This window comes from Rosettibacter sp. KY25 (genome assembly GCF_057554405.1).
On record NZ_BAAJAO010000005.1, the window covers coordinates 36,653 to 60,447 of the forward strand.

Annotated in this window: 19 protein-coding genes and 1 tRNA gene; 14 read left to right on the forward strand and 6 right to left on the reverse strand. The window is 31.1% G+C overall.

The window, feature by feature from the left end; translation table 11 throughout:
* Positions 1-2: 2 nt before the first annotated feature.
* Positions 3-2,906, reverse strand: a complete 2,904-nt coding sequence (locus AC27L2_RS04575; RefSeq protein WP_487210509.1) for a carboxypeptidase-like regulatory domain-containing protein — start codon at positions 2,904-2,906, stop codon at positions 3-5.
* Between the two features lie 248 nt (positions 2,907-3,154).
* Here AC27L2_RS04575 and truA point away from each other — a divergent pair, with 248 nt between their 5' ends.
* The 5 genes from truA to AC27L2_RS04600 all read left to right on the forward strand — a co-directional run bounded on the left by truA (position 3,155) and on the right by AC27L2_RS04600 (position 7,079).
* Positions 3,155-3,889, forward strand: a complete 735-nt coding sequence (truA, locus tag AC27L2_RS04580; protein WP_487210510.1) for a tRNA pseudouridine(38-40) synthase TruA — start codon at positions 3,155-3,157, stop codon at positions 3,887-3,889.
* The gene (locus tag AC27L2_RS04585; protein WP_487210511.1) at positions 3,889-4,638 is read left to right on the forward strand and encodes an SDR family NAD(P)-dependent oxidoreductase; all 750 of its coding nucleotides are present in this window, start codon (positions 3,889-3,891) and stop codon (positions 4,636-4,638) included. Before truA ends, AC27L2_RS04585 begins: the two co-directional genes overlap by 1 nt.
* Positions 4,639-4,911: 273 nt before the next feature.
* Complete coding sequence (locus AC27L2_RS04590) at positions 4,912-5,367, forward strand: DUF2231 domain-containing protein (protein WP_487210512.1); 456 nt, start codon at positions 4,912-4,914, stop codon at positions 5,365-5,367.
* A gap of 6 nt (positions 5,368-5,373) precedes the next feature.
* Complete coding sequence (locus AC27L2_RS04595) at positions 5,374-5,964, forward strand: hypothetical protein (protein WP_487210513.1); 591 nt, start codon at positions 5,374-5,376, stop codon at positions 5,962-5,964.
* A gap of 53 nt (positions 5,965-6,017) precedes the next feature.
* Entirely contained in the window at positions 6,018-7,079 is a 1,062-nt protein-coding gene (locus AC27L2_RS04600) for a hypothetical protein (protein WP_487210514.1), read from the forward strand.
* A 3-nt stretch (positions 7,080-7,082) separates the two neighbouring features.
* Here the strand turns inward: AC27L2_RS04600 and AC27L2_RS04605 are convergent, their stop codons facing one another.
* Genes AC27L2_RS04605 through AC27L2_RS04615 form a run of 3 tightly spaced genes read right to left on the reverse strand, consistent with a single transcriptional unit; the run spans position 7,083 to position 10,949 of the window.
* Positions 7,083-8,450 carry a M16 family metallopeptidase gene (locus tag AC27L2_RS04605; RefSeq protein WP_487210515.1) on the reverse strand — a complete coding sequence of 456 codons (1,368 nt, stop codon included), beginning with the start codon at positions 8,448-8,450 and terminating at the stop codon, positions 7,083-7,085.
* The gene (locus tag AC27L2_RS04610; RefSeq protein ID WP_487210516.1) at positions 8,447-9,727 is read right to left on the reverse strand and encodes a M16 family metallopeptidase; all 1,281 of its coding nucleotides are present in this window, start codon (positions 9,725-9,727) and stop codon (positions 8,447-8,449) included. The genes AC27L2_RS04605 and AC27L2_RS04610 overlap by 4 nt, the downstream gene beginning before the upstream one ends.
* A gap of 4 nt (positions 9,728-9,731) precedes the next feature.
* A complete protein-coding gene (locus AC27L2_RS04615; RefSeq protein WP_487210517.1) occupies positions 9,732-10,949 on the reverse strand; it encodes an alkaline phosphatase family protein in 1,218 nt (405 codons plus the stop codon).
* A gap of 306 nt (positions 10,950-11,255) precedes the next feature.
* Here AC27L2_RS04615 and AC27L2_RS04620 point away from each other — a divergent pair, with 306 nt between their 5' ends.
* Positions 11,256-14,471 carry a TonB-dependent receptor gene (locus AC27L2_RS04620; protein ID WP_487210518.1) on the forward strand — a complete coding sequence of 1,072 codons (3,216 nt, stop codon included), beginning with the start codon at positions 11,256-11,258 and terminating at the stop codon, positions 14,469-14,471.
* A 75-nt stretch (positions 14,472-14,546) separates the two neighbouring features.
* Here the strand turns inward: AC27L2_RS04620 and AC27L2_RS04625 are convergent, their stop codons facing one another.
* The gene (locus AC27L2_RS04625; protein ID WP_487210519.1) at positions 14,547-15,044 is read right to left on the reverse strand and encodes a YajQ family cyclic di-GMP-binding protein; all 498 of its coding nucleotides are present in this window, start codon (positions 15,042-15,044) and stop codon (positions 14,547-14,549) included.
* Between the two features lie 202 nt (positions 15,045-15,246).
* Here AC27L2_RS04625 and AC27L2_RS04630 point away from each other — a divergent pair, with 202 nt between their 5' ends.
* Complete coding sequence (locus AC27L2_RS04630; RefSeq protein WP_487210520.1) at positions 15,247-16,458, forward strand: YjbH domain-containing protein; 1,212 nt, start codon at positions 15,247-15,249, stop codon at positions 16,456-16,458.
* A gap of 27 nt (positions 16,459-16,485) precedes the next feature.
* Positions 16,486-17,814: a carboxypeptidase-like regulatory domain-containing protein gene (locus AC27L2_RS04635; protein ID WP_487210521.1), complete on the forward strand. Its 1,329-nt coding sequence runs from the start codon at positions 16,486-16,488 to the stop codon at positions 17,812-17,814.
* 215 nt (positions 17,815-18,029) lie between these two features.
* Here AC27L2_RS04635 and AC27L2_RS04640 read toward each other — a convergent pair.
* Positions 18,030-18,104: transfer RNA gene (locus AC27L2_RS04640), tRNA-Pro, on the reverse strand.
* 103 nt (positions 18,105-18,207) lie between these two features.
* Between AC27L2_RS04640 and AC27L2_RS04645 the strand changes: the two genes are divergently transcribed.
* The 6 genes from AC27L2_RS04645 to AC27L2_RS04670 all read left to right on the forward strand — a co-directional run bounded on the left by AC27L2_RS04645 (position 18,208) and on the right by AC27L2_RS04670 (position 23,792).
* Positions 18,208-19,299: an OmpA family protein gene (locus AC27L2_RS04645; protein WP_487210522.1), complete on the forward strand. Its 1,092-nt coding sequence runs from the start codon at positions 18,208-18,210 to the stop codon at positions 19,297-19,299.
* Between the two features lie 180 nt (positions 19,300-19,479).
* Complete coding sequence (pyrR, locus tag AC27L2_RS04650) at positions 19,480-20,028, forward strand: bifunctional pyr operon transcriptional regulator/uracil phosphoribosyltransferase PyrR (RefSeq protein ID WP_487210524.1); 549 nt, start codon at positions 19,480-19,482, stop codon at positions 20,026-20,028.
* An 11-nt stretch (positions 20,029-20,039) separates the two neighbouring features.
* A complete protein-coding gene (locus AC27L2_RS04655; RefSeq protein ID WP_487210525.1) occupies positions 20,040-20,963 on the forward strand; it encodes an aspartate carbamoyltransferase catalytic subunit in 924 nt (307 codons plus the stop codon).
* 12 nt (positions 20,964-20,975) lie between these two features.
* A complete protein-coding gene (locus AC27L2_RS04660) occupies positions 20,976-22,265 on the forward strand; it encodes a dihydroorotase (protein ID WP_487210526.1) in 1,290 nt (429 codons plus the stop codon).
* Between the two features lie 136 nt (positions 22,266-22,401).
* On the forward strand, positions 22,402-23,226 hold the full coding sequence (locus tag AC27L2_RS04665) for a hypothetical protein (protein WP_487210527.1): 825 nt from the start codon (positions 22,402-22,404) through the stop codon (positions 23,224-23,226).
* Between the two features lie 119 nt (positions 23,227-23,345).
* On the forward strand, positions 23,346-23,792 hold the full coding sequence (locus tag AC27L2_RS04670) for a DUF4783 domain-containing protein (protein WP_487210528.1): 447 nt from the start codon (positions 23,346-23,348) through the stop codon (positions 23,790-23,792).
* The last annotated feature ends 3 nt before the right edge of the window (positions 23,793-23,795 follow it).

The window sequence follows — 23,795 nt, forward strand, 5'->3', positions numbered from 1 at the left end:
AATTAAAATCCGATTTGGAACCAGAAGTTGAAAACTTTAGGATTCTGAAGTGTTAAGAAATCCTGTCCGCGTGATAAGCTTCTGCTGCCTGCAAAGTTAACTTCGATATCAGCACCTGTATATTTTGAGAACTTAAACATATTGTAAGCAGAGAACCCTACAACAAAATTGCGGATGTAATTTCCAGGAATAAATTCAGAAATTAATTCTGTAAAATCATAACTCAAGCTTAATTCTCTTATTACTAAGAAGTCTGCATCTTCAATGAAATTTCCATCATAAACATAATTCATCTTTGCATATTGTTCTGCAGCTGCTTTGTATTCTGCAGAACCAACTTCTAATCTCTGAATTTCTGGATATTTTGTTGTAAGACCCAATTTTGCTTTTAATTCTTCGTAAGTTGTATTGTTGTTGTATTGTATAGCAAATTGCTTTGTTAGATTATAAACTTTATTATTTAATCCATATTCAGCCAGTGCATAGAAATTGAAGTTCTTTAAGAATCTGAAATTAACAGTGAAAGAACCATAATGGTCTGGATATGGATTTCCTAAATCAACTCTATCTTCTGTAGCTTCGACTCCAATATATTTACCATTTGCATCAAACTTTGCACCTTTTGTTTTCCATGTATAGAATTCATGTTTTCTCATTCCTTCTTTTATAACATTTACATCGAAACCATCAAAGATTGGTTGAGCGCCGCCCAAATCAGTTACTTCATTGTTTTGGTAATTCCATATGAAGGAGAACGATAAATTATAGTCTCTTCCTCTAATTGGATTGAATTGTAATAATGATTCAAATCCCCAGTTTTTCATTCCACCAATATTAAATGGAACTGCACTTGCTGTAAGACCAGTAGATGGTGCATTTTGTTTATCAACAATTGAATTACTTGCATTTTGTCTAAAGTAAGTAAATTCAAGAGAAAACATATTTAAGAATTCTGTTTCGAAACCAACTTCTAATTCTTTGATTTCTTCTGGTTTTATTGATTCATTTCCAATAGCATTTAAAACTGCACCAATTCCATGACCAGCATTAACAGCAGACCAGAGTAATGGAATACCATCATCGTTGGCTGGTAATTGACCACTTACTCCATAAGCTGCTCTTAATTTTAATAAGTCAATTTGTTCTGGAAGTTTGAACATTTTATCGAGACGTAGAGCAAAGCTGGCTTTTGGATAAGTTATAGCTGGAGCTGCACGTCCTACTGCGCTTGCATAGTCTCTTCTTACTGCTAAAGTCCAGAAATAAGTATCTTTATAAGAAAAATCATTTTCGAAATAGATACCAGCATCGCGGTTATGAGCTGCACCTTCGTTGTATTCTCTTATTGTAGCACCTGAACCAATGTTCATTATGTATTGAGAACCAAACTGTTCAGCATTCATATAACTTGTTTGAACTCTGCGGTCAGAAATTTGTGTACCGATTATAGATGTGCTTCTTAAGCCGTCAATGATGTCATATGAATAACGAGCATTTAAATCATAAGTGAAACCTCTAAAGTGTCTGTTATAAATTCTTTTTGAACCTTTGTTAATTGTTCCATATCTGTATTGTGCAGGATAAATTTGGTCTTGTCTCCAATCAGAATCTTCCATACCAACTGAAGCATTTAAATCCATATTTGGGATTGGCGACCATGTTATGCTGTAAGAACCAAGAAATTGATTGTTGTTGTTTTTATCCTGGAAATTTGCAACAGCTGCACTATCTGTAAATCCCCACAAAGCTAAAAGTGTATTCCCAAGATATCCATAAATATTGTTGTCGTTATTTGGTGCTTGTATGAAATTGTATGCAAAGCCAGTATTAAATTTCATGCTTAAATTATCTGCAGGATAAGCTGCTACATTTACTTTGAAAGTTTTGCGATCTCCTTTGATTGGATCAAGAATTCCTTCTTCAATACGATTCTGGAATGATGCATAATATCTTAATATTCCTGTACCACCGGTAGCACTTATAAAATGGTCTCTAATGAAACCATCTTTATAAATTTTGTTTGCTCTGTCATTATCCTTAACTGAAAGAAAATCTGAAGCTTTGTATTTGAATGATGGAGTATTAATTCCAAAGTTGTATTTGTAATCAATGGAAACTGCTTTTCCTAAACCAGGTAGTAATTTACCAGATTTAGTAGTAATCATAACTACACCATTCGAAGCATTGGTACCATACATAGCAGCTGCAGCTGGACCTTTTAATACTTCGATTTTTTCAATATCCTGAACATTTAGGTTAGCAAGAATGCTAAATCCTTGTCCGCCTCTTCCATAGCCTACAATTTCTGTATTATCTACTCTAATTCCATCAACGAAAATCATTGGTTGTTCATCGCCGTTTAATCCACCACCACCTCTAACAAAGAAACTAAATCCACCACCAACATTTCCAGATGTTGGTTTTAGTTGAACACCAGCTACTTTCCCGCTTAGTAATTGATTAATTCCCTGATAACTTTGAACAGCAGTTAATTCTGCTGCAGGAATTCTTGATACAGCAATTTCAGAAACTGATTTTGATGTTCTCGAAGCAATACCTGTTACAACAATTGTTTCACTTTCAAAAATATCTTCTTCTAATTGAAAGTTTTGTTCAATTGAATTTCCTGTAAGTATGATATTAACTGACTGTGATTTGTAACCAACATAAGTTACACTAAGAGTAACTGATTGACCTTTTGCTAATTCTTTCGGTACTTCGAAAGAGTACTTTCCATCGAGGTCTGTTGCGGCTCCCATATTGAGAGCTTTAATAAAAACATTTGCTCCTACTAGCGGTTCGCCTTGTTTGTCTGTTACCCTTCCCATCACTCGAAATGTGTTTTGAGCTAATAAAAGGGTAGGTATTAGAGCAAATAGCAATAAAAGTGGTATAATTTTTTTCATACACACCCCTTTTTTGGTTAATGGATTAGTTAGTTAAATTAATTTGGTAGAGATTTTATTGTTAATAAATAAGAGATTATTCATTATTTGAATAATCAACCTATATTTTGTTATGCCAAAAACAATCTAATTTTTTGATTTTTAAAAAACAACAGAAAATTTCATTTGGCTTTATTTTTTAAAAATAAATTTTAAGAAAATGATAAATAAATTTTTCTGTAACTTTTGATATAAAATTAGTTGGTATTATGAATAATTTTCTTCTCCATATTCAATATGATGGAACTAATTATGCAGGCTGGCAAATTCAGAAAAATGCGGTAACTGTTCAGCAAAAAATTATTGATGCAATTGAAATTATTATTAAGGAAAGAGTTAATTTAATTGGTTCAGGTAGAACCGACACTGGTGTTCATGCTTTGGACCAAACTGCAAATTTCAGAACTGATAAAGAAATTGACTTAAATAAATTTCATTACTCCTTGAATTCTTTATTGCCTGATGATATTTCAATTACAAAAATTGAAAAAGTAGACGAATCATTTCATGCCCGATATGATGCTAAAAGCAGAAGTTATATCTATATTTTTACACATATTAAATCTCCTTTTTATGATAAATATTCTTATTTATATCCACCAATTATGAAAATTGATATTGACATTTTGAATGAAATCAGTAAAGTATTTTTAGGTGAACACGATTTTACTTCGTTCTCAAAAGTGAATAATGAAATAAAAAATAAAATTTGTATTGTTTATGAAATTCGTTGGCGGCGACTTAAGGATATAACATTATTTTATATTTCGGCTAATCGATTTCTTCATGGAATGGTTAGAACTATAATTGGAACACTTCTTTATGCTGCTGAAAAAAATATGAGTAAAAATTATCTAATTGATGTTCTTTCTAAAAAAGACAGAAAAATTGCAAGAGAATCCGTTCCCGCAAAAGGTTTATTTTTATATAAAGTGAGGTACTAATGATAGACTTAAAAAATAAAGTAACAATAATAACAGGCGGTTCTCGTGGAATTGGTGAAGCCTGTGTAAGATATTTTGTAAAAGCTAATTCCAGAGTAGCGTTTACTTACAAGAACTCAAAACAAAGAGCCGAACTTCTTGAAAAAGAATTTCCTGATATGGTAAAAGCTTATCATGTTGATATGGAATCAGAAAAAGAAATTTTTGATATGGTTGATGCAGTAGCTAAAGATTTTGGAAAAATAGATATACTTGTTCATAATGCTGGAATATGGAACGATGGAACTCTTGAAAAATTGACACTCGACGGCTGGAATGAATTAATGAGAATTAATTTAACTTCTACATTTTTATTTGCTAAAGCCTGCTTGCCGTACATGAAAGAAAATAATTTTGGCAGAATGATTTTTATATCATCAACTGCTGGACAGCGCGGCGAAGCTTTTCACTCTCATTATGCAGCATCAAAAGGGGGTATAATTTCTTTTACAAAATCTCTTGCTGTTGAATTAGCACCTTTTAATATCACTGTTAATTCCGTTGCACCTGGATGGGTAGATACAGAAATGTGCAGCGAAGTTTTTGCAGATTTAGAATTCAAGGAAAAAGTACGCAAAGAAATTCCTGTGGGAAGAATTGCAACAGCAGAAGATATTGCAGGTCCAGTTCTTTTCCTTGCTTCGGATTTGGCAAGACATATTAATGGTGAAATACTTAATGTCAACGGAGGCAGTGTACTTTGTGGTTAATTAAGAAATATGAGTAAATGTTATTTAGAAGATAATTTGTTAAAAATGGTATAATTGATTAATCAAAAAAAATTTCTTGAGTAGTTGCGAAGAATTGAAGAAGCAAATAAAAAATGTGCATCTTGATAACTTTGAGATACATAAATTTTTTGTCACTATAACTTTGCGACTTTCTCTGCGCTCTTAGCGGTTTCAATATAATTAAACATTACATTAGGTAATCCAAAAATTAACTGAACTTATAAATAAATCAGCAAACAAAAAGAAAAACTAATGGAATTTCTTTCAAATCTTCATCCTAAAATTGTTCATTTTTCAATAACACTTTTTGTTATTTATTTCATTTTCGAATTAGCTGGTTTTATGCTTAAAAAAGAATATTTAACTAAAAGTTCTTACATATTATTGATATTTGGAATATTGAGTGCAATTTTATCAGTGTTCACAGGAAATCAAGCTTATCAAGCTGTAATTAACAATATAACTAAAAATGAATTAAATAATCTGATTGAAAGACATCAAGATTATGCAACGATTACAGTATGGTATTTCACACTTCTATTTTTTATAAGAACATATTTATTAATTAAGAAAAAATTTTTCAGGAAATATCAATTAATATTGGTTTTACTTAGTTTTATTGGTGCAATTTTTATTTTGTTGACTGCCCATTTTGGCGGTGAACTTGTTTTCAAATATGGAATAGGTACAAAATTGTTTGGCAAATAAAAATTTATGACAAAAAAAATAGTCTTAATAGTTTTATTGATTGGTTCAATATCAAATGCACAAATAATAAAGTTTGGCGAAGCAAAAGGTTTATTTATGGCTGTGGGAGTTGGACCAAAATTTCCTATTGGAACTCTAAATAACAACAGCAATATAGGTGTTGGCTTTGATGTTACTTTCTCTTACACTGATAATCTTTTTATCCCAATTTTTTTGTATACAACAATTGGCTATGGACATTTCCCTGGAAGACAGGACCTTTATAAAAAATCAGATTATTCTTCATTTTCGAGCAATGTAATTTTAATTTCTTCAGGTGTAAGATATTATTTTCATCCTGTTCTGGAAAATGTAGTTTTACTTATGCCAATTGTTGATGCAGGAGTTGAATATGGATACTTTGAAAACTTACATCAGTTCAAACTTGATAGGAACAAACAAAATTTTCTTGAGGATTTTGGCAGATTTGGATTTCAGATAGGAGCAGGTTTCTCAATGTTTATTCTTGATGTTATTACTTATTATAATTATTTGCCAGGTAATCAACACATATCGTTTGTAATAAAAGCGAACATTCCAATCTTTGTTAAAATATAGAATCGTAAATGACTTTTCTTTTTCTGAATTCAAATTAAATTTAACATTAATCTATGCAGTTCAAAAAGAAAATTACTAAATATTTAATTGCTTCGGCTATTCTGCTTTTAATTATAAATGTGGCTTTAGATTTTTTTACAAAAAGAAAAAAAGATTTAAATACAGAACATGAATTTTCCTGTCGTCAGCTCGATTCAATTTTTTATAATGTATTAAATGATTTTGGAATCGAATCAGAATGGATATCTTCTGAAAAAATTAAAATTCCTGATGAAGACTCTATTGAAAAAAAAATTGTTGTAAAGCTTCCTGCAGATTTACCAATTCCTCTGATTATCCGGGATTTTCATAAAAAAATTGAAAATGATATTACAAGTTTTGTATCCGAAGAAAAAAAATTTTTTGGCACAACGGAAATAAGAATCTATTCAAATGAATATCTCAAACAATTAATTCAATTAATTCCCGATAAACAAGTAGTAAGAAAGAGAAATGAACTTTGTTTTATTATCTCAGATGCATTTGATTTGAGCGAAAAAGATTTTAATTCTTTCCTGTCAATTCCTTATCCATTTTCTACAGTAGTTATTCCCGATGAAGATATAATTCTGAAAGCAAACGAGCTTAAAAATTATTCAAAAGAATTTATTGTTTTATTAAACGATGATGTTGTTGATATGCCCTTCAAGCTGAATCCAAAATCACATAAATACATTTTGAAAAATTCTGTTAAAAATATTGTGGTCTCTTTTAGCAATGCTCAGCTTTTTGTTGTTGATGAAACTTCGGAATTATATAATTCTACCACATTTAATTTTATTAAAGATGAATTCAAAAAAAGAAAAATTAATTTGCTTAATCTCTCAGAGTTCATTCATCTGAACTCTGAAGATGAAAATGAACTTATATCAAAATTCAGATTTTATGCTGAAGATAAAAGTGAGAGTGATAAAAATAAATTACCAAATCAATCTGGATTGCCAAATCAAAAAATATTCTTCTTGACTTATGAAAATTTTCTTAAGATAAAAAATGAATTTGACAGAATGAGGAAGAAAGGGAATAAAATTATTCCGCTTTCAGCAACTTATCTTGTTAAAAATAATTTGAAATAGAAATTATAAATTCTGCTTCTCGATTAAATTTCCATAAATATCAAGTTCAATTAATTCGTTTGTTATCTTTTTTAGCTGTGGCAAAATTTTATTTTTATCACCAACAACAAGAATAGTTAATTCATCAAGGTGAATATTCTTTCTTGCTGCATTGATAATTTCTTCCTCTGTCACGGATTCAATATTGTGTATATATTCATTGTAGTAATTTAAGGGTAGATTATGAATTAATAGCAAAGCAATGCTTTGTGCAAGCTGTGTATAAGATTCAAAATTTGAAGGGAAATGTTTTATTAAAAATGATTTTGCAAGATTAATTTCTTCTTTTGTAATATTTTGTTTTATGTTGTTTAGTTCAAATAAAATTTCTGAAATTGATTCCCCTACATTTTCTATGTTAACTGCTGTAGAAATTTCAAAATATCCGGCATTTTGATAATAATTAAATGATGAATGAGCTCCGTAGGTAAACCCTTTTCTTTCTCTTAGATTGAGATTAATTCTGCTGAAAAATTCTCCGCCAAGAATTGAATTCATTAATTTATTTGCAAAATAATCTGGCGACTTTCTCAATCCATCAAGATGACCAATTCTGATTTCTCCCTGTGCAGAATTTTCTTTATGAATTATAAAATATTTTGTAACGGATTTTTCGGGAAGTTTTAATTCTGCTTCTGGAATAAGAATTTTATTTGATGTAAAATATTTATCAATCAGATTTGATATTTCGTTCTGCGATAAACAGCCAGCTGCAATAAATTTCTTTTTAGAGTTTTTAATGTATTTAACATAGAAATCTTTTACATCATCAAGTGTAATGTTGTTAACTGTCTGTTCATAGCCAATTGAAGGATAAGAGTAATAACAATCTTGAAATATTTGTTTATCAAATGCAGTAGATGCAATGTATGAAGGTTCATCTTTAAGTTGTTTTATTTTGTCTAAAAGTTTTTTCTTTTCTCGTTGAAAATCTTTTTCTTCATAATGCGGCTCATCTAAAATTATTGAAAGAAGCTCGAGTGAACGCTCAAAATTTTCTTTTAGTGATAAAATAGAAAATGAAAATGTATCGTGATTGACAGTAATACTGAAAATGGTTCCAAGTTTTTCAAATTCATTGCTTAATTGAAATGCATCATATTTCCCAGCTCCTTCATCAATCATAAAAGATGTAAGAAGAGCAAGACCTTTTTGATTTTCGTTATCAAATTTACTTCCGCTGAAAAGAACAATACTAAAACTTACAATTGGAAGCTTTTCTTTGCGGGTATAAAATATTTCGTGTCCTTTTGATGAAGTAAAATAATTAATCTTAGGTATTTCAAATGAAATGTTTTCTGAAGGTAAAGGTACTTTTGTTCTATCTATCATTTTATTAACTCTTTTTTTGGAATTATGTGTAATTCAACATAAGGGTTTTGTAAAAATTTTTTTGCTGCATCAATAACATCTTCCTTTGTTACTTTTTCATAACGATTTAAATCGAACATGAAAGAATCTGGTTCATTCAAATAAAAATTATAATGATTGATATGGTCAACAATAACATCCAGCTTTTGAAGTGAATAGATATAATGAGATTTTATGCTGTTCTTCGACCTTATTAATTCTTCATCTGATATTCCATTTTTAATAAGCAAATCAATTTGCTCAAAAATTTCTTTTTTGATTTCATCAAGTGATATTTCGGGTTTAGCAGTGGAAATTATTAAGAACATGCCAGCATATTTGCCTGAGTACTGAAACGAGCTGACATCCTGTGCAATTTGCTTATCATATACAAGAGACTTTGTTAGCCTTGAATTTTTTGCTGAAGTTAAAATATCTGAAAGTATATCAAGCGAAGCATCATAATATCCAAAAATTTTATCTGAGTGCCATGCAAAATAGATTCTTGGCAGCTGAACATTATCTTCATGAATAACTTTTTTTGAATCATCTAATTTTTCATCTGGAGCATTTACAGAAGGAATTGAATTGCTTGATGGAATTTCTCCAAAATATTTTTCTACTAATTTAATTGCATTATCAAAATCAAAATTTCCGCCTATTACAAGTGTTGCATTGTTTGGATTGTAATAAGTTTTGAAAAAATTTATCACATCATCAAGTTGAAAATTTTTTATGTCTTCCATCCAGCCGATTGTAGGCCATGAATAAGGATGGTTTGATGAAAACAAGTTCGAAAGAAGAATTTCCCATGCAAGTCCATAAGGTTGATTTTCATATCTCTGCCTTCTTTCATTCATAACAACATCTTTTTGATTATTTAATTTTTCTTCTGTTAATGCCGGCAGTAAAAATCCCATTCTATCTGACTCTAACCATAATGCTAATTCAAGATAGTTCGATGGGAGAGTTTCATAATAATTTGTTCTATCAAAAGAAGTAGAACCATTAAGTGAACCTCCAGCTTCTTGAATTAATCTGAAGTGTTCACCTTTAGGAATATTTTGAGAACCTTGAAACATCATGTGCTCAAACAAATGAGCAAAGCCGGTTTTTCCTTTAGATTCATTTGCAGAACCAACACGATACCAGATATTAACTGCAACAATAGGCAGACTTTTATCCTGATATAAAATTACTTCCAAACCATTGGCAAGTTTATGTTTTTCATAATTTATTTTGAGAAGTTCTTCATTCATGTTTTTACTTATTTTCTTTTAAAATGAATTCAATTCTTTCAAGTTTTCCATCAATATTTGAACGTGGCTGAATGTTGAATATTTTACAGAGTAATGGATATAAATCAATATTCCATAAAGTACCTGTTCTATAATTTTTTTTGAATTGCGGACCGATAGCAAGAAAAATTCCATGCATATCAATCTGATTATTGTCATAACCGTGATTGGCTTTAGTTGTGTTTAACCAATCAGATTTTGAATTACGAATTAATGACCAGCCTAAATCTGCAATAACAATTATTGAAAATATAAAAGGATGTTTGTTGTAATGATAATATTCAGGCATTTCTTCTTTCAAATATACTTTGTAATGATTCTCATTTTTTTTGAGAATATCATAAACATCGTTGAAGTATTGCTTAGGTGGTTCAATCATCATAACCGGACCGTCATCTTCAAATCTGCAATTATAATTTTCTAAAAGTTTTTCAATGTTAATGGATTTCTCTTTGGAAATGTCAGTCATACCATGGTCAGAAACAATAATAATATTAATGCTGTCGAGCATATTAATATTTTTTAGTTCATTCAGTAGATAACCTGTTACAGTATCAAGATGTTTAATTGCATTATTTAACTCAGTTGAATTTGTTCCGTAGTCGTGAGCATAAGTATCAGTTTCATGAAAATATAGAGTCATGAAATGTGGTCTTTCATCTGCAGGCATTTTAAGCCAGTCTATTATTCCTTTAATTTTTTTCTGATAAGAACGATAATGGTCATAATGTTCGTAATAAGAAGGATGTCTGTAAGGAATTCTAATTTCAGAGCCGGGCCAAAAATAGCTTGCGGTTTTAATACCATTTCTTTCAGCTGTTTCCCAAAAAGCTTCTCCAATATACCATTGTCCATCTCTAACAGCATTGGTATCTCCCATTCTATATCTTTTATTATTGAATGGGTTGATGAAACTATTGCTGATGATTCCGTGATTTTCTGGATACATACCAGTAATTAAGGAAATGTGATTTGGAAAAGTTTTGGAAGGGAATGCTGGTCTTAAAGAAATAGCTGAAACTCCTTCATTTCGGATATTTTCGAGATTTGGAGTAATGCCACGATTCAAATAATCCCATCGGAAGCCATCGAATGATATTAAAATGACATATGGTTTCTGAGCAAAAATGGAAATTTGGAATAAAATTAAAATTAGAAAAAACTTATAAATTAATTTTTTCATATTATTGCCATTATTTTGATATTACAAATATAGTTAAGTTAAAATTCAACGCATAAGGAAGAATTAAAAGTTCAAAAAAAGAAATAAAATCCTTTTGCTATTAAAAGTATTTTCCTATTTTCTGTAAGGAAAAATATCTTAATTAGGATTTTGTCATTGTCAGAGTATTAAAAAATTATTAACTCTGAATTAAAACTTGTATATGAAATTAAATCCCATCATATTTAGCCGCATGAAAAAAATTTTTATCTGCACAAATAACCTATATCTTATATTAAAAAATCTACAAACAAATGAGGAGTGTATATGAAAAAAATTCAACAACTAATTTCTTTACTAATTCTATTTTTGCTTATAACGGGAACGTCTCTGTGGGCACAGGGCGTTACGTCGGCAGCTCTAAATGGTAAAGTTGTTGACCAAAACGGAAATCCTTTGCCAGGAGCTAATATCATAGCTGTTCACCAGCCATCAGGAACTCAGTATGGAACTACTTCAAGAGAAGATGGAAGATATAATCTACTTGGCTTGAGAGTAGGAGGTCCATATAAAGTAACAGTTTCTTATGTTGGATACACTACTCAAGTAGAAGAAGGTTTTTCACTTGAATTAGGTCAAAATTTAAGAATTGATTTTAAACTGCCAGAACAAGCAGTTGAACTAAGCGGTGTTACAGTAACAGCAGAAAAAGGAGCTATTTTAAGCCAGGCAAGAACTGGTGCAGCTCAAACAGTTACTCCTCGTGCTATTGAAGCTATGCCAACCGTCAGCAGAAGTTTTCAAAGTTTTGCAAAACTATCACCTTTATTTTCAGGTACAGATTTAGGTGCTGCTGGAAGAACAAGTCGTTATAACAACATTCAAATTGATGGAACTCAGTATAATGACTTATTTGGACTGGGCAGCACAGGAACTCCAGGCGGACAAACATTTACAAATCCAATAAGCTTGGATGCTATTAGTGAATTTCAAGTAGTTATTGCTCCTTATGATGTTCGCCAAAGCGGATTTACCGGTGGTGGAATTAATGCAATTACAAGAAGTGGAACTAATAATTTTTCCGGTTCAGTATATTTCTATGGAAGAAATCAAGATTTAGTTGGTAAATACAAAGTTAATGGAGTAACTTCTAAGGCAGTAGATGAATTCAAAGATTATCAGTATGGCTTTAGAGTTGGTGGACCAATTTTAAGAGATAAATTATTCTTCTTCGTCAATGGTGAATTAACTGCTTATGATAATCCTGCACCAAACATTTCATTAATAAGTGGATATGGTGGAAAAACTCCAGCAGAATTAAAAGCCCTTGCCGACCAAGTTAAAGCAGCTCTTGCTTCAAAAGGTTTTAATGCTGGAACCTATAATGATGTTACACTTCATCAACCAAGTACAAAATTATTCTTAAGATTTGACTATAACCTTGCATCAAATCATAAATTGACATTAAGACATAATTTTGTTGATGCATCAGCAGATAAATTTTATAATTTCCGTCAAGTAAATACTTTGTTGTTTGATACACAGCCATACAAAATGAGCAATACAACCAATTCTACTGTATTAATTTTGAACAGCACTTTTGGAAATACGATGTCGAATGAATTGATTGCTGGTTACACAATGATACGTGATAAAAGAAAAGGTATTTCAGCAGATGCACCTGAAGTTTTAATTAAAGAATTAAATGGCACATTTAGTTTTTATGCTGGTCCGGATAGATTTTCATCTGCAAATAGATTAGATCAAGACATTTTTGAATTAACAGACAACTTCAACATTTTTGCCGGCGACCACACATTTACAATTGGTACTCATAATGAATTTTTCAAGTTCTCTAACTTATTTGCTCGTTCAGCATTTGGTTATTATGAATACAACAGCTTAGCTGATTTCATTGCAGATAAAGTATCATTCTATCAAAGAGTTTATTCAAGAAAAGGAGACCCAAGAGATCCTAAGGCAATTCCAGCAGCAGAATTTTCTGTTCTTCAGTTTGGCTTCTATGTTCAGGATGAATGGACAGTATCACCAAGATTAAAATTGAATTATGGTTTAAGAATTGATGTTCCAGTATTCCCTGATACTCCAGATGAAAATCCATTAGTTCCACAATACTTCCCAGATTATAAAACTAACAGAGTTCCAAGCGGAAATTTACTCTGGTCACCTCGCATTGGATTTAACTGGGATGCATCGGGTGACAGAACTACTCAGGTTCGTGGTGGTTTAGGTGTATTTACTGGCCGTATTCCTTATGTATGGATGTCAAATAATTTTGGTAATGCTGGAACATTTACAGCAGAAGTTAGAAATCAAGGAACAGGTTTGCAATTCAGAGCTGACCCATATAATCAATACATTGCAGGCGATCCAGGCACAGGCTCTGCAAGATTACAGTCAGAAATCGATTTGGTAGATCCAGATTTGAAACTCCCTCAACTCTTAAGATTTAATGTTGGAGTTGACCAACAATTACCATTAGGCTTTATTGGTACATTTGAAGTTCTCTATTCAAAGAACCTTAATGAAATGCTTTATAGAAAAGTTAATTTGAATCCACCTATAGCAAACATTTCAATTATTGGAACTGGTCTTGATGGTCGTCCAATTTATGGTGGAACAAATTCTGGCGGTGGAAATTTCTTTGATGTTCTCGAATTATACAACACAAGTTCTGGTTATCAATATAACTTAGTATTCCAGATTCAAAGAAATGTTGCACGAGGTTTTTCAGTTAATGCTGGTTATACATATGGACAGGCAAAAGATAAAAACAGCTTGAATTCATCTCAAGCTCAATCACAAATGAGATATAATCCAATTGATATTGACCCGAACAGTCCAAAGTTAACTACATCTCAATGGGAAATTGAACATCGTGTATTTGCTTCTGTTTCTTATACAGAAGAATTTTTCAAAAATGCTCCAACAACAATTTCATTATTCTATAATGGTCAAAGCGGTTCTCCTTATTCATACATTGTTTACGGCGATTTGAATAATGATGGATTTGACCAGAATGATTTGTTCTATATTCCAAGAAACAAATCCGAAATTTTACTCGGTACTATTTCCAATAAACAATATGTGCCAGCAAGCAGTAAGATGTATGAAGATTTAGAAGCATTCATTAAAAATGATGACTACTTAAATGCAAATCGCGGTAAAATTGCAGAAAGAAATGGTGCAAAAGAACCATGGCAGCAATATTTAGATTTAAGAGTAACTCAAGATATTCCTGATTTATGGGGTCTGGGAAGATTCCAGTTGTCAGTTGATATTCTTAATGTTCTTAATTTAATCAACAGCGATTGGGGCAAAGTTGAATCAGTTGGAAGTTCAACTTATCGAATTGTTACTTATCAGGGAAGAGTTGATGCAAATGGAAATGTTAATTCAAACGCTGCATTAAATACAAGACCAGTCTTTACATTCTCCAAGCCAAACAACAACAAAGCTGCTCAAATTAGTGATATGGCATCTCGTTGGAGAATGCAGATTGGATTGAGATATAGTTTTTAATATGTGAAGCTTAACAACAAGAGCCTTCAGAATTTCTGAAGGCTCTTTTTTTATGTGCAGTAAATTTTTTTTAATTTATTTATAATTTGTAAACTGAACAGGAAAATCCAAATCAGCATCTTTAATTAATTTTATTACAGCTTGAAGGTCATCAATTTTTGGTGAAGTAACTCTAATTTGTTCATCCTGAATTTGAGCATTCACTTTTATCTTGCTATCTTTAATCATCTTTGTTATAAGTTTAGCATTGTCTTTTGAAATACCATGCTGCAAAGTTATTATTTGTTTAATTCTTCCTCCTGCTGCAGGTTCTGGTTCATTTAATTTCATTGCTTTGATTGATAATCCTCTTTTTATAAATTTTGATTGAAGAATATCAATTGTTTGTTTCCTTGAGTAATCATCTTTTGTGTTAAGAGTTATGATTTTTTCTTTTTTGTTAAGAATTAATTCTGTTTTAGAATCTTTTAAATCGTAACGCTGCTGTATTTCTTTTAAGGCTTGATTAATAGCATTATCAACTTCTTGAAAGTTAATTTCTGAAACTATGTCGAAAGAGTGATTCGATGGCATTGAAATACTCCTGATTAATTTGTAGTTAATTGAAAAACTAAGCTCAAATAAAATAAGACAAAAATTTTTTATTTTAGAAAAAAAATCTTTGATATTAAATAATTAATAACTTATATTTCACACGTGTAAGAGGGTCTCTGTAGATTTCTGGTTCCCTTATTAAAAAAATAATGATTGCAAGTAATTGCAATAGATTATATATATGAAGCAATTACTCATAAGGGCAATAATTTTTTTACTTCTTTTGTACTCATTTGCTTTAGGTAAATTTAATCCTGAAGGTAAAATTACTGCTTTGTTATCTCAAAAAGGTTTTGAGAATTTATATGTAAGAATAGATTCCTCAAAACTTTTAATCTTGCTTGAAAATCGCACTTACAGATACAATGTTGAAGCATTAAGAAATGTAATGAATTTGTTATCAGAATTTAATGAGATTAAAATGATTGAGTTAATTGTTATGCAGAATAAAGTGCCTCTTATTTCCTTACAGTATAGTAATGAAGATTATCGGAGATACAAAGAAGGGATTATTGACAAAAAAACATTTGAAGAAGGAGTAACTGCATCTTACTATATTAAAAAAGAATTGCAAGAAGAAAAATTTTTATTAGAAAACGAATCTGACTTTAAAATTGATTTAATATTTAATCCAGGTTTCAAGGGACAGTTTGGTGATTACTCTAATCCAGTTAGAGCTCAAGTAAATTTTATTCCTGAAATTAATACAACATTCTGGAAGGGCATGAACATAGTTACACAAATATTAGTCCCGATTTATAATGAATTTCCCGGAGAAGGTGATTACGTTCGACCTGGAATAATTTCATTAAATCAAAATTTTAGATTACCAGAGAATTTTTTTCTATCATCTTCTCTTGGTTATTTCACAGAAAACAGATATGGATTTGACTTATCTATCAAAAAAATTTTTTATGATGGAAATTTAACAGCTGGTATAAACTCAGGTTACACTGGTTACCTGTCTTTCATGAACAAAAAAATTTTTTATTCGGATTTATATTTATGGACTATCAACATGAATATTGAATACAGAATTAATAAATATGATTTAACATTGGCTTTGACCGCAGGCAAGTTTTTATATGGCGATAAAAGTGTGAGATTTGATGTAAGCAGACAATTTGGTGAAATAGAAATAGGATTTTTTGTAGTGCGTTCAGATAGTAAACATTCAAATGGTGGTTTTAATTTCAGTATTCCATTGTTTCCTTCTTCATATAGTATCCCCTCAGCTATTAGATTGCGTACTGCAGAATCTTTTAGATGGGAGTACAGAGTAAAAGGTGAAATTCCTGCTATGATAGGCGTAATGTATAATACAGGAAATTCATTCTACAGAACATTAAAAAAATATAATCCTAATTTTTTATTAAAAAGAATTAACAATTAATTATTCATAACATAAAAGGAGTACTGTATGTTAACAAAAAACAAACGATTAACAAGTTATCTTGTTATAATCAGTTTTATTCTTTTAGGTACAATATTTATCAGCTGTGAAAGTACCAAAACAGCACCAATTGTACCACCTCCACCAACGGAAGTAACCCCACCAGCACCATTAGTATTAAAAGGTTATGTTAAAGATGCAGTTAGTCTGGCTGCTATCCAGAGTGCAACCGTTCTACTTAAAAATGAAGCTGGGGATATTCTAACAACACTTGCAACAGATGCATCGGGCAAATATGAATATGATTTGTCTAATGTTCCTGGAGCTAAATTAACTGTTGGGGTATCAGCTGCTTCATATACCTCAAAAAATGTTGTAGCTTTGATTAATAAGGCTAATAATACATCAAGTGTTCCTGTGGCATATCTTATGAAAATTTCAGGTACAACTCAAAATGTAATTGCTGCCAGTGGTGGTCAAATATCAAATAGTTCTTCAGAGTCTGTAGCAGGCAAATCTGTAACATTGCAAATACCAGCTAATGCATTATCGCAAAATACTTCAATTACTGTTTCTTCAATATCAACAAATAATACTATACCTTTTGCTGCTGCATTAAATAAAATGATTTCATCAGCTGCTAATTTTGAACCAACTGGACTTACATTTTTACAACCTGTTACAGTATCATTTCCATTACCATATACAACAACTCCAGGAAAACAGCTTACATTATACAGACTTAATCCTAACACATTGCTATGGGAAAATAAAGGAACAGCAATTGTAGATGCAGATGGCAAATCAGCTTCAGCACAAATTACTGGTTTTTCAACATGGTCCATTGCAGAAAATGGAACATTTACTCAAACAGCATTTAGTGATAATCAGCCAGATGCTTCCGAACAAGTTGTCTCAAAAGACCAAACTATTCAACATTCATATACTCCTGTTATTAATATAATTCAAAAGACAGGTGATTTAAGTGATGCATGGATTAGAAATGTTATTGGCAGTCTTGATATAACATCAGCTTATGATTTTAGAATAAATAATCAAGGAGTAATACAGCCTGTTACAATTTCTTTTACTGCAACACCACAGCCCGATTTGCCAGCTGATTATAAAAAAGATGTAAATGGAGATGGAAAATTAGACCATTATAATCCTAACGCTCCAAATGAAAGAGGCACTTGGGTTTGGTCTGCTGTAGTTCAAAGATTTTTAGTTACTATATCAGGAACAATAACTGTGGGCGACCAATCAGCGCAGGTAACAGTTAATTTTAAAGTTTATAAAAAGATTCGAGACAACTGGACATGGGTTAAAAAGCATGATCAAGGTGTTGGCGGTTAAGATAATTTAGTTAACATTGTATCAAAAAATGGGATTGAACATTAAGATTAGTTTTTAATTTTATTCGTAATAAAATTTGTTCAATCCCTTTATAAAAAATTTTAGAATCAATGAATAAAAGAATTTCAATTGGTCATGTATGAGATAAATTAAAGATAAAGCAGGAAAGAATTATTATGCAATTTTCTATTGGTTTTGAATTAATTAAATATTTGTCGGGGTGGAGAGATTTGAACTCTCGACCTCTTCGTCCCGAACGAAGCGCGCTAACCGGGCTGCGCTACACCCCGTTTTATTCATGCAAAAGTTTTTTAGTCAAAATATTTTCTTACAAAAATATTGTTTTTAATTCTGATATGAAAATAAAACATTTATGATAAATAGGAGGGTAAGATGAAAAAAATTATTTTAATGATTATACCAATTCTTTTTATGACAATTACACTACAGGCTCAACTTGCAAAAAATAGCTGGACCCTTGGAGCTGGATTAACATATCCCCGTTTCGTTAATGTTAACATCACAGCAACAGATAAGAACTACGGTGGATTTTTATCACTCCAAAGAAATTTTACAGAACATGTTGGACTTCGTTTAACAGGCTCATATCTTCATCTCGAAGGTGAATGGGGAACTCCAGTTGTTACTTCTGAAACAAATGTGCTAATGGGAAACCTTGATGCATTATATTATATAGTTCCCTGTGAATCTGTTTCACCATATTTGTTTTTAGGAGGTGGGCTTGATTATCGTATGCTTACAAATAAAGCTACACCTACTTTGGATGATAATGCTTTAGTTGCGCAAATTAATGGTGGTGTTGGTTTAGAATGGGAATTGACTTCATGCTTGAAATTAATATCTGAAGCAAGTTATCATCTTGTTACTAATTCTGAATTTGACGGTGCTTTAGGTATTGGCGAAATAAATGGAAAAGATTCTTATATGACTGTTAAACTTGGTGTTCTCTATTACTTCTCTAAAGGTGAACCTTCCAAACTCTGTCAACTCTATTCGGGTTTAAGTGCAGAGGGTGCACCAAAAGTCGATTACGAAAGAATTGAAGAAATTGTTAAAAGATATATACCCAAAGAAGTTGTAAAAGAAGTTGTAGTTGAAAAGCCCGTAAAAGCTGAAGCAGCTAAAGCAGAAAAATGGGTTCTCGTTGGTGTTAATTTTGAATTCAATAGTGCTAAAATTACACCAGAATCTTATCCAATCCTTTTTGATGCTGCAAAAACTTTACTTGAAAATCCAAGCTTGAATGTCGAAATTCAAGGTTATACAGATAATATTGGTTCTGAAGAGTATAATAAAAAATTATCTCAAAAGAGAGCTGATGCTGTAAAAAATTATTTGATTTCAAAAGGTGTTAGTGCAAATAGACTTAAAGCTGTTGGATATGGAGAAGCAAATCCAATTGCTGATAATAAAACTGCTGAAGGCAGAGCAATGAATAGAAGAATAGAGTTTAAGATTCAGTAATTTTCAAATTGAAATGACTCTTTACTTTAAAGAGGCATTCTTATAAGTTTGTGTTAAAAATTATCCTTTAATTTTATCCAGAGAGATAAAAAGGAATGCTAATCATAAAATTATTAATCAAAGAATCCTCGGGGACGATAAGTCAACGAGGATTTTTTTTATATAGACAAGAGGAGAACTATGGATATTAAAGCAAAAATAGTTGATGAAGAAGGTCTGAACAGAACAATAACCCGTCTTACTCACGAAATTCTTGAAAGAAATAAAGGCTCAAGAAATATTGTATTAATCGGAATGAGAACAAGAGGAGAATTTATTGCAAATCGAATTAAATCAAAAATTAAAGAAATTGAAAATTATGAACCAAATTTTGGAATTCTTGATGTAACACTTTACCGCGACGATTTTAGAACAAGATTAAAACAACCAGAAGTTTCTGTAACAAATATTACTTTTGATATTAACGAAAAAGATGTAATACTTATTGATGATGTATTATATACAGGCAGAACAGTTCGTGCAGCTCTGGATGCTTTGATGGATTTAGGAAGACCAAACACTATTCAGCTTTGCGTTCTGGTTGACAGAGGTCATCGTGAACTGCCAATTAAAGCTGACTTTGTAGGAAAGAATATTCCAACTTCAATTGATGAAGAAGTTCGTGTTAGACTCAAAGAAATTGATGGAGAAGATGCTATTTATTTAGTAAATGTTCCAAATAAAAATTAAGAGAGAAAAATATGTCACTATCAAGCAGACATCTGTTAGGTTTGTATGGAGTTCCAAAAGAAGATATTCAATTAATTCTGGATACTGCAACAACATTTCGAGAAGTACTCGAAAGACCAATCAAAAAAGTTCCAACACTTCAAGGCAAAACAATTGTAAATCTATTTTATGAAAATTCAACTCGAACAAGAATTTCTTTTGAGCTTGCTCAAAAAAGATTATCGGCTGATACTATTAATTTCTCCACATCAACAAGCAGCACAAAAAAGGGGGAAACATTTAAAGATACTGTGAGAAATATTGAAGCAATGAAAGTTGATATGATTGTAGTAAGGCATCAATCTGCAGGTGTGCCTCAATTCTTAACAAGAATTACAAAAGCAAATATCATTAATGCTGGTGATGGTTTGCACGAACATCCCACACAGGCATTGCTCGATATGTATTCAATTAGAGAAAAATTTGGAACTCTGAAAGGATTAAATGTTTGTATTGTGGGAGACATTGCACACAGCAGAGTAGCAATGTCGAACATCTTTGGCTTAAAAACAATGGGAGCTAATGTTTCTGTATGTGGACCAACAACTATGATTCCTATGGGCATTGAATCTCTTGGGGTAAAAGTATTGCATGATATCAATAAAGCTATTGCGAATAATGATGTTCTGAATGTTCTCAGAATTCAACTTGAAAGAGATGCAGGAAGAAGAATTCCATCAACAAGAGAATACCATAATTATTTTGGAATTACTTCAGAAAGAATTGAAAAGAATAATAAAAATATTGTAATACTTCATCCGGGTCCAATAAATAGAGGTGTGGAACTTTCATCCGAAGTTGCAGATGGACCTTATCAAATAATTTTGGACCAGGTTACAAATGGAGTTGCCATTCGAATGGCGGTTCTATATTTACTCGGAACAATGGTAAATTAAAAAAGGTGAAAAATGAAAATTATACTAAAGCAGGTTATCCTTCTTAATCCTTATCAAAATCTTAATGAAAAAAATGATTTGTTAATTGAAGATGGAGTAATAAAAAAAATTGGAAATCTTACAGAAGAAGATTTTAGAGCATCACAAGTTTTTGACTTTGAAAATAAATATTGTGTGCCTGGATTTTTTGATATGCATGTTCATTTGAGAGAACCTGGGAGAGAAGATGAAGAAACAATTGAAACAGGATGTAATGCCGCTGCATCAGGAGGATTTACAGAAATTGCTTGTATGCCAAATACAAATCCTGCAATAGATTCTGCTGAAGTTGTAAGATATATAAAAGAAAAATCAAAAGACCATCTTGTTGAAGTCTACCCAATTGGAGCAGCCACACTTGAAAGGAAGGGAGAAGCATTGGCACCGATGTACGAACTTGTTGAAGCCGGTGCAGTTGCATTTTCTGATGATGGAAATGCTGTAAAATCTGCTGGTATATTGAGACATGCAATGGAATATGCAAGAATGTTAAATGTTCCAATCATAGAACATTGCGAAGATGAATCTTTAGCATGTGGATCAATGAATGAAGGAACTATGTCTACAATTCTTGGCTTGCCTGGAATTCCATCTGTAGCTGAAGATTTGATAGTCATAAGAGATATTTTAATGGCTGAATTTACAGGAGCAAAAATTCATATTGCACATATTAGTTCAAAAAATGCAGTTGAATTTGTTCGACAAGCTAAAAAGAAAAATATTCAGGTGACAGCAGAAGCAACGCCACATCATTTTACATTAACAGAAGAATCTCTCAAAACATACGACACAAATTTTAAAATGAGTCCTCCCCTTCGAACAATTGAAGATGTTAATGCAATAATTGAAGGATTAAAAGATGGAACGATTGATACCATTGCAAGCGACCATGCACCACATTCAATTGAAGAAAAAGAGATGGAATTTATTTATGCACCAAATGGCATTGTTGGATTGGAAACACAATTAGGCTTGGCATTAAGCGAACTTGTTCATAAAAAACATCTTACTTTATCACAATTAGTGGAAAAGTTTTCTATTAATCCAAGAAAAATTTTAAATATACCAATTCCATTAATAAAAGAAGGAGAAAGAGCAAATCTTACAATTTTTGATAAAGATTTAATCTGGACAGTTGACATCTCAAATTTTAAATCAAAGTCAAAAAACTCACCGTTTGATAAACGGCTCCTTACTGGAAAATCTATAGCAGTAATTAATAAAGGGAAAATGTTTTTTGAGGATAAATTTTTAACTATATAATAATTCTGAAATAATAATCATTAGTGTATAAGATTAAATACAAATCCTTATTCCTGAATTTATTTTTATAAAATTTTACTTCTTTATTTCTGGCACTTCAATTGACTAACTTTCTCCAACATTTATGGAGAAGAAAATGAAAACAATGAATTTATTTTTCTTAGTTATTATAACTGCAATACTTTCTGGGTGTGATATTAATGTCAATGAAAGATTTGATGATACTCCGCCATCACCTCCTACCAATATTAGAACTATAACGGGTGATAGACGAGTTGACATTTATTGGGACCGCAGTCCAGAACGAGATGTTGCTGGTTACAATGTTTATTATAGTTATTCTTACAATGGAAAATATACTTTGATTGGAAGCACGAGCGATAATTATTTTGTTGATGACGGCTGTGAAAATGGTGTTACTTATTATTACGCAGTAACTGCATATGACTACAACAATAATGAAAGTGAATTAAGCAAAGATATAGTTTATGATACTCCACGACCAGAAGGTTTTAATCAAGCAGTTTTTGATTACAATATTTCTCCTAATAACTCGGGTTATGATTTTAGTAATTATCAAGTAGTTGCTTACAATAGTGATAATGCAGATTTCTTTTTCGAAAATTATAATGGAAAGTATTATGTGACAGTTTGGGAAGATACTGATATTCAAGATATGGGCGAAACAAGAGATATTTATGATGTAAGTTATGCACCGCTTGATGGATGGGTTCCAAAAAAGTCAGGAGAAAATATTAAGTATACTGAAGCTATAATTGGCCATACATATGTTATCTGGACTTGGGATAATCATTATGCAAAAATTAGAATAAAAAATATAACAGGTGAAAGAATGGTTTTTGATTGGGCTTATCAGCTTGCTGAAGGAAATAGAGAACTAAAAAGAAGTGCAAATAACTTTAATAGAAATAATATGCCGCATAATGTTATTCATGAATGAAGTTTACCAGCTTTCAATTTCTCAAAAGCATATCCACAAAAAGGGATATGCTTTTTTATTTCATTTGATTTATTTTGTCGATGTTGATTATTGTTCCCCAAAATTAAAAAGGTATTGAATTGAAAAATATTATTGAAAAAGTTTTTTGTAATTCAATAATTCTTATTTTCACATTGTTAATATTACTTTCCGTAAAAGAAAATTATTCTCAGAATGTTAAACTTTCGGATGTAAATAAAATTTTTATTCATATTGAAGATGGCTTAAATAATAATGCTGTTGACAAATTCGCTGGTTACTTTTCAGAAAAAAATTTTATAAGTCTTAAGAACGGCAACTCTGGATATTTTAGTGCAAATCAATCATTCTATGTCATAAAAGATTTTTTAAGTATCTACAAACCAATTTCGTTTAAGCTCACAAATATTGTAACAGATTCTGTAAATCCATTTGCTTCCGGAATATTGAAGTATAATAATAATGGAATCAGGGGAACTGCAGTAGTTTTTATATCATTGCAATTGGTTAATAATCAATGGCGTATTTCACAAATCACAATTAACTAAGTT

What these genes read in the sequence shown, in the direction of transcription:
- AC27L2_RS04595 (WP_487210513.1), top strand. Translation starts at nt 5,374, where the DNA reads ATGACAAAAAAAATAGTCTTAATAGTTTTATTGATTGGTTCAATATCA.
- AC27L2_RS04665 (WP_487210527.1), top strand. Translation starts at nt 22,402, where the DNA reads ATGAAAACAATGAATTTATTTTTCTTAGTTATTATAACTGCAATACTT.
- AC27L2_RS04660 (WP_487210526.1), top strand. Translation starts at nt 20,976, where the DNA reads ATGAAAATTATACTAAAGCAGGTTATCCTTCTTAATCCTTATCAAAAT.
- AC27L2_RS04620 (WP_487210518.1), top strand. Translation starts at nt 11,256, where the DNA reads ATGAAAAAAATTCAACAACTAATTTCTTTACTAATTCTATTTTTGCTT.
- AC27L2_RS04625 (WP_487210519.1), bottom strand. Translation starts at nt 15,044, where the DNA reads ATGCCATCGAATCACTCTTTCGACATAGTTTCAGAAATTAACTTTCAA.
- AC27L2_RS04635 (WP_487210521.1), top strand. Translation starts at nt 16,486, where the DNA reads ATGTTAACAAAAAACAAACGATTAACAAGTTATCTTGTTATAATCAGT.
- AC27L2_RS04630 (WP_487210520.1), top strand. Translation starts at nt 15,247, where the DNA reads ATGAAGCAATTACTCATAAGGGCAATAATTTTTTTACTTCTTTTGTAC.
- AC27L2_RS04575 (WP_487210509.1), bottom strand. Translation starts at nt 2,906, where the DNA reads ATGAAAAAAATTATACCACTTTTATTGCTATTTGCTCTAATACCTACC.
- AC27L2_RS04585 (WP_487210511.1), top strand. Translation starts at nt 3,889, where the DNA reads ATGATAGACTTAAAAAATAAAGTAACAATAATAACAGGCGGTTCTCGT.
- AC27L2_RS04655 (WP_487210525.1), top strand. Translation starts at nt 20,040, where the DNA reads ATGTCACTATCAAGCAGACATCTGTTAGGTTTGTATGGAGTTCCAAAA.
- pyrR (WP_487210524.1), top strand. Translation starts at nt 19,480, where the DNA reads ATGGATATTAAAGCAAAAATAGTTGATGAAGAAGGTCTGAACAGAACA.
- AC27L2_RS04590 (WP_487210512.1), top strand. Translation starts at nt 4,912, where the DNA reads ATGGAATTTCTTTCAAATCTTCATCCTAAAATTGTTCATTTTTCAATA.
- AC27L2_RS04645 (WP_487210522.1), top strand. Translation starts at nt 18,208, where the DNA reads ATGAAAAAAATTATTTTAATGATTATACCAATTCTTTTTATGACAATT.
- AC27L2_RS04605 (WP_487210515.1), bottom strand. Translation starts at nt 8,450, where the DNA reads ATGATAGATAGAACAAAAGTACCTTTACCTTCAGAAAACATTTCATTT.
- truA (WP_487210510.1), top strand. Translation starts at nt 3,155, where the DNA reads ATGAATAATTTTCTTCTCCATATTCAATATGATGGAACTAATTATGCA.
- AC27L2_RS04610 (WP_487210516.1), bottom strand. Translation starts at nt 9,727, where the DNA reads ATGAATGAAGAACTTCTCAAAATAAATTATGAAAAACATAAACTTGCC.
- AC27L2_RS04615 (WP_487210517.1), bottom strand. Translation starts at nt 10,949, where the DNA reads ATGAAAAAATTAATTTATAAGTTTTTTCTAATTTTAATTTTATTCCAA.
- AC27L2_RS04600 (WP_487210514.1), top strand. Translation starts at nt 6,018, where the DNA reads ATGCAGTTCAAAAAGAAAATTACTAAATATTTAATTGCTTCGGCTATT.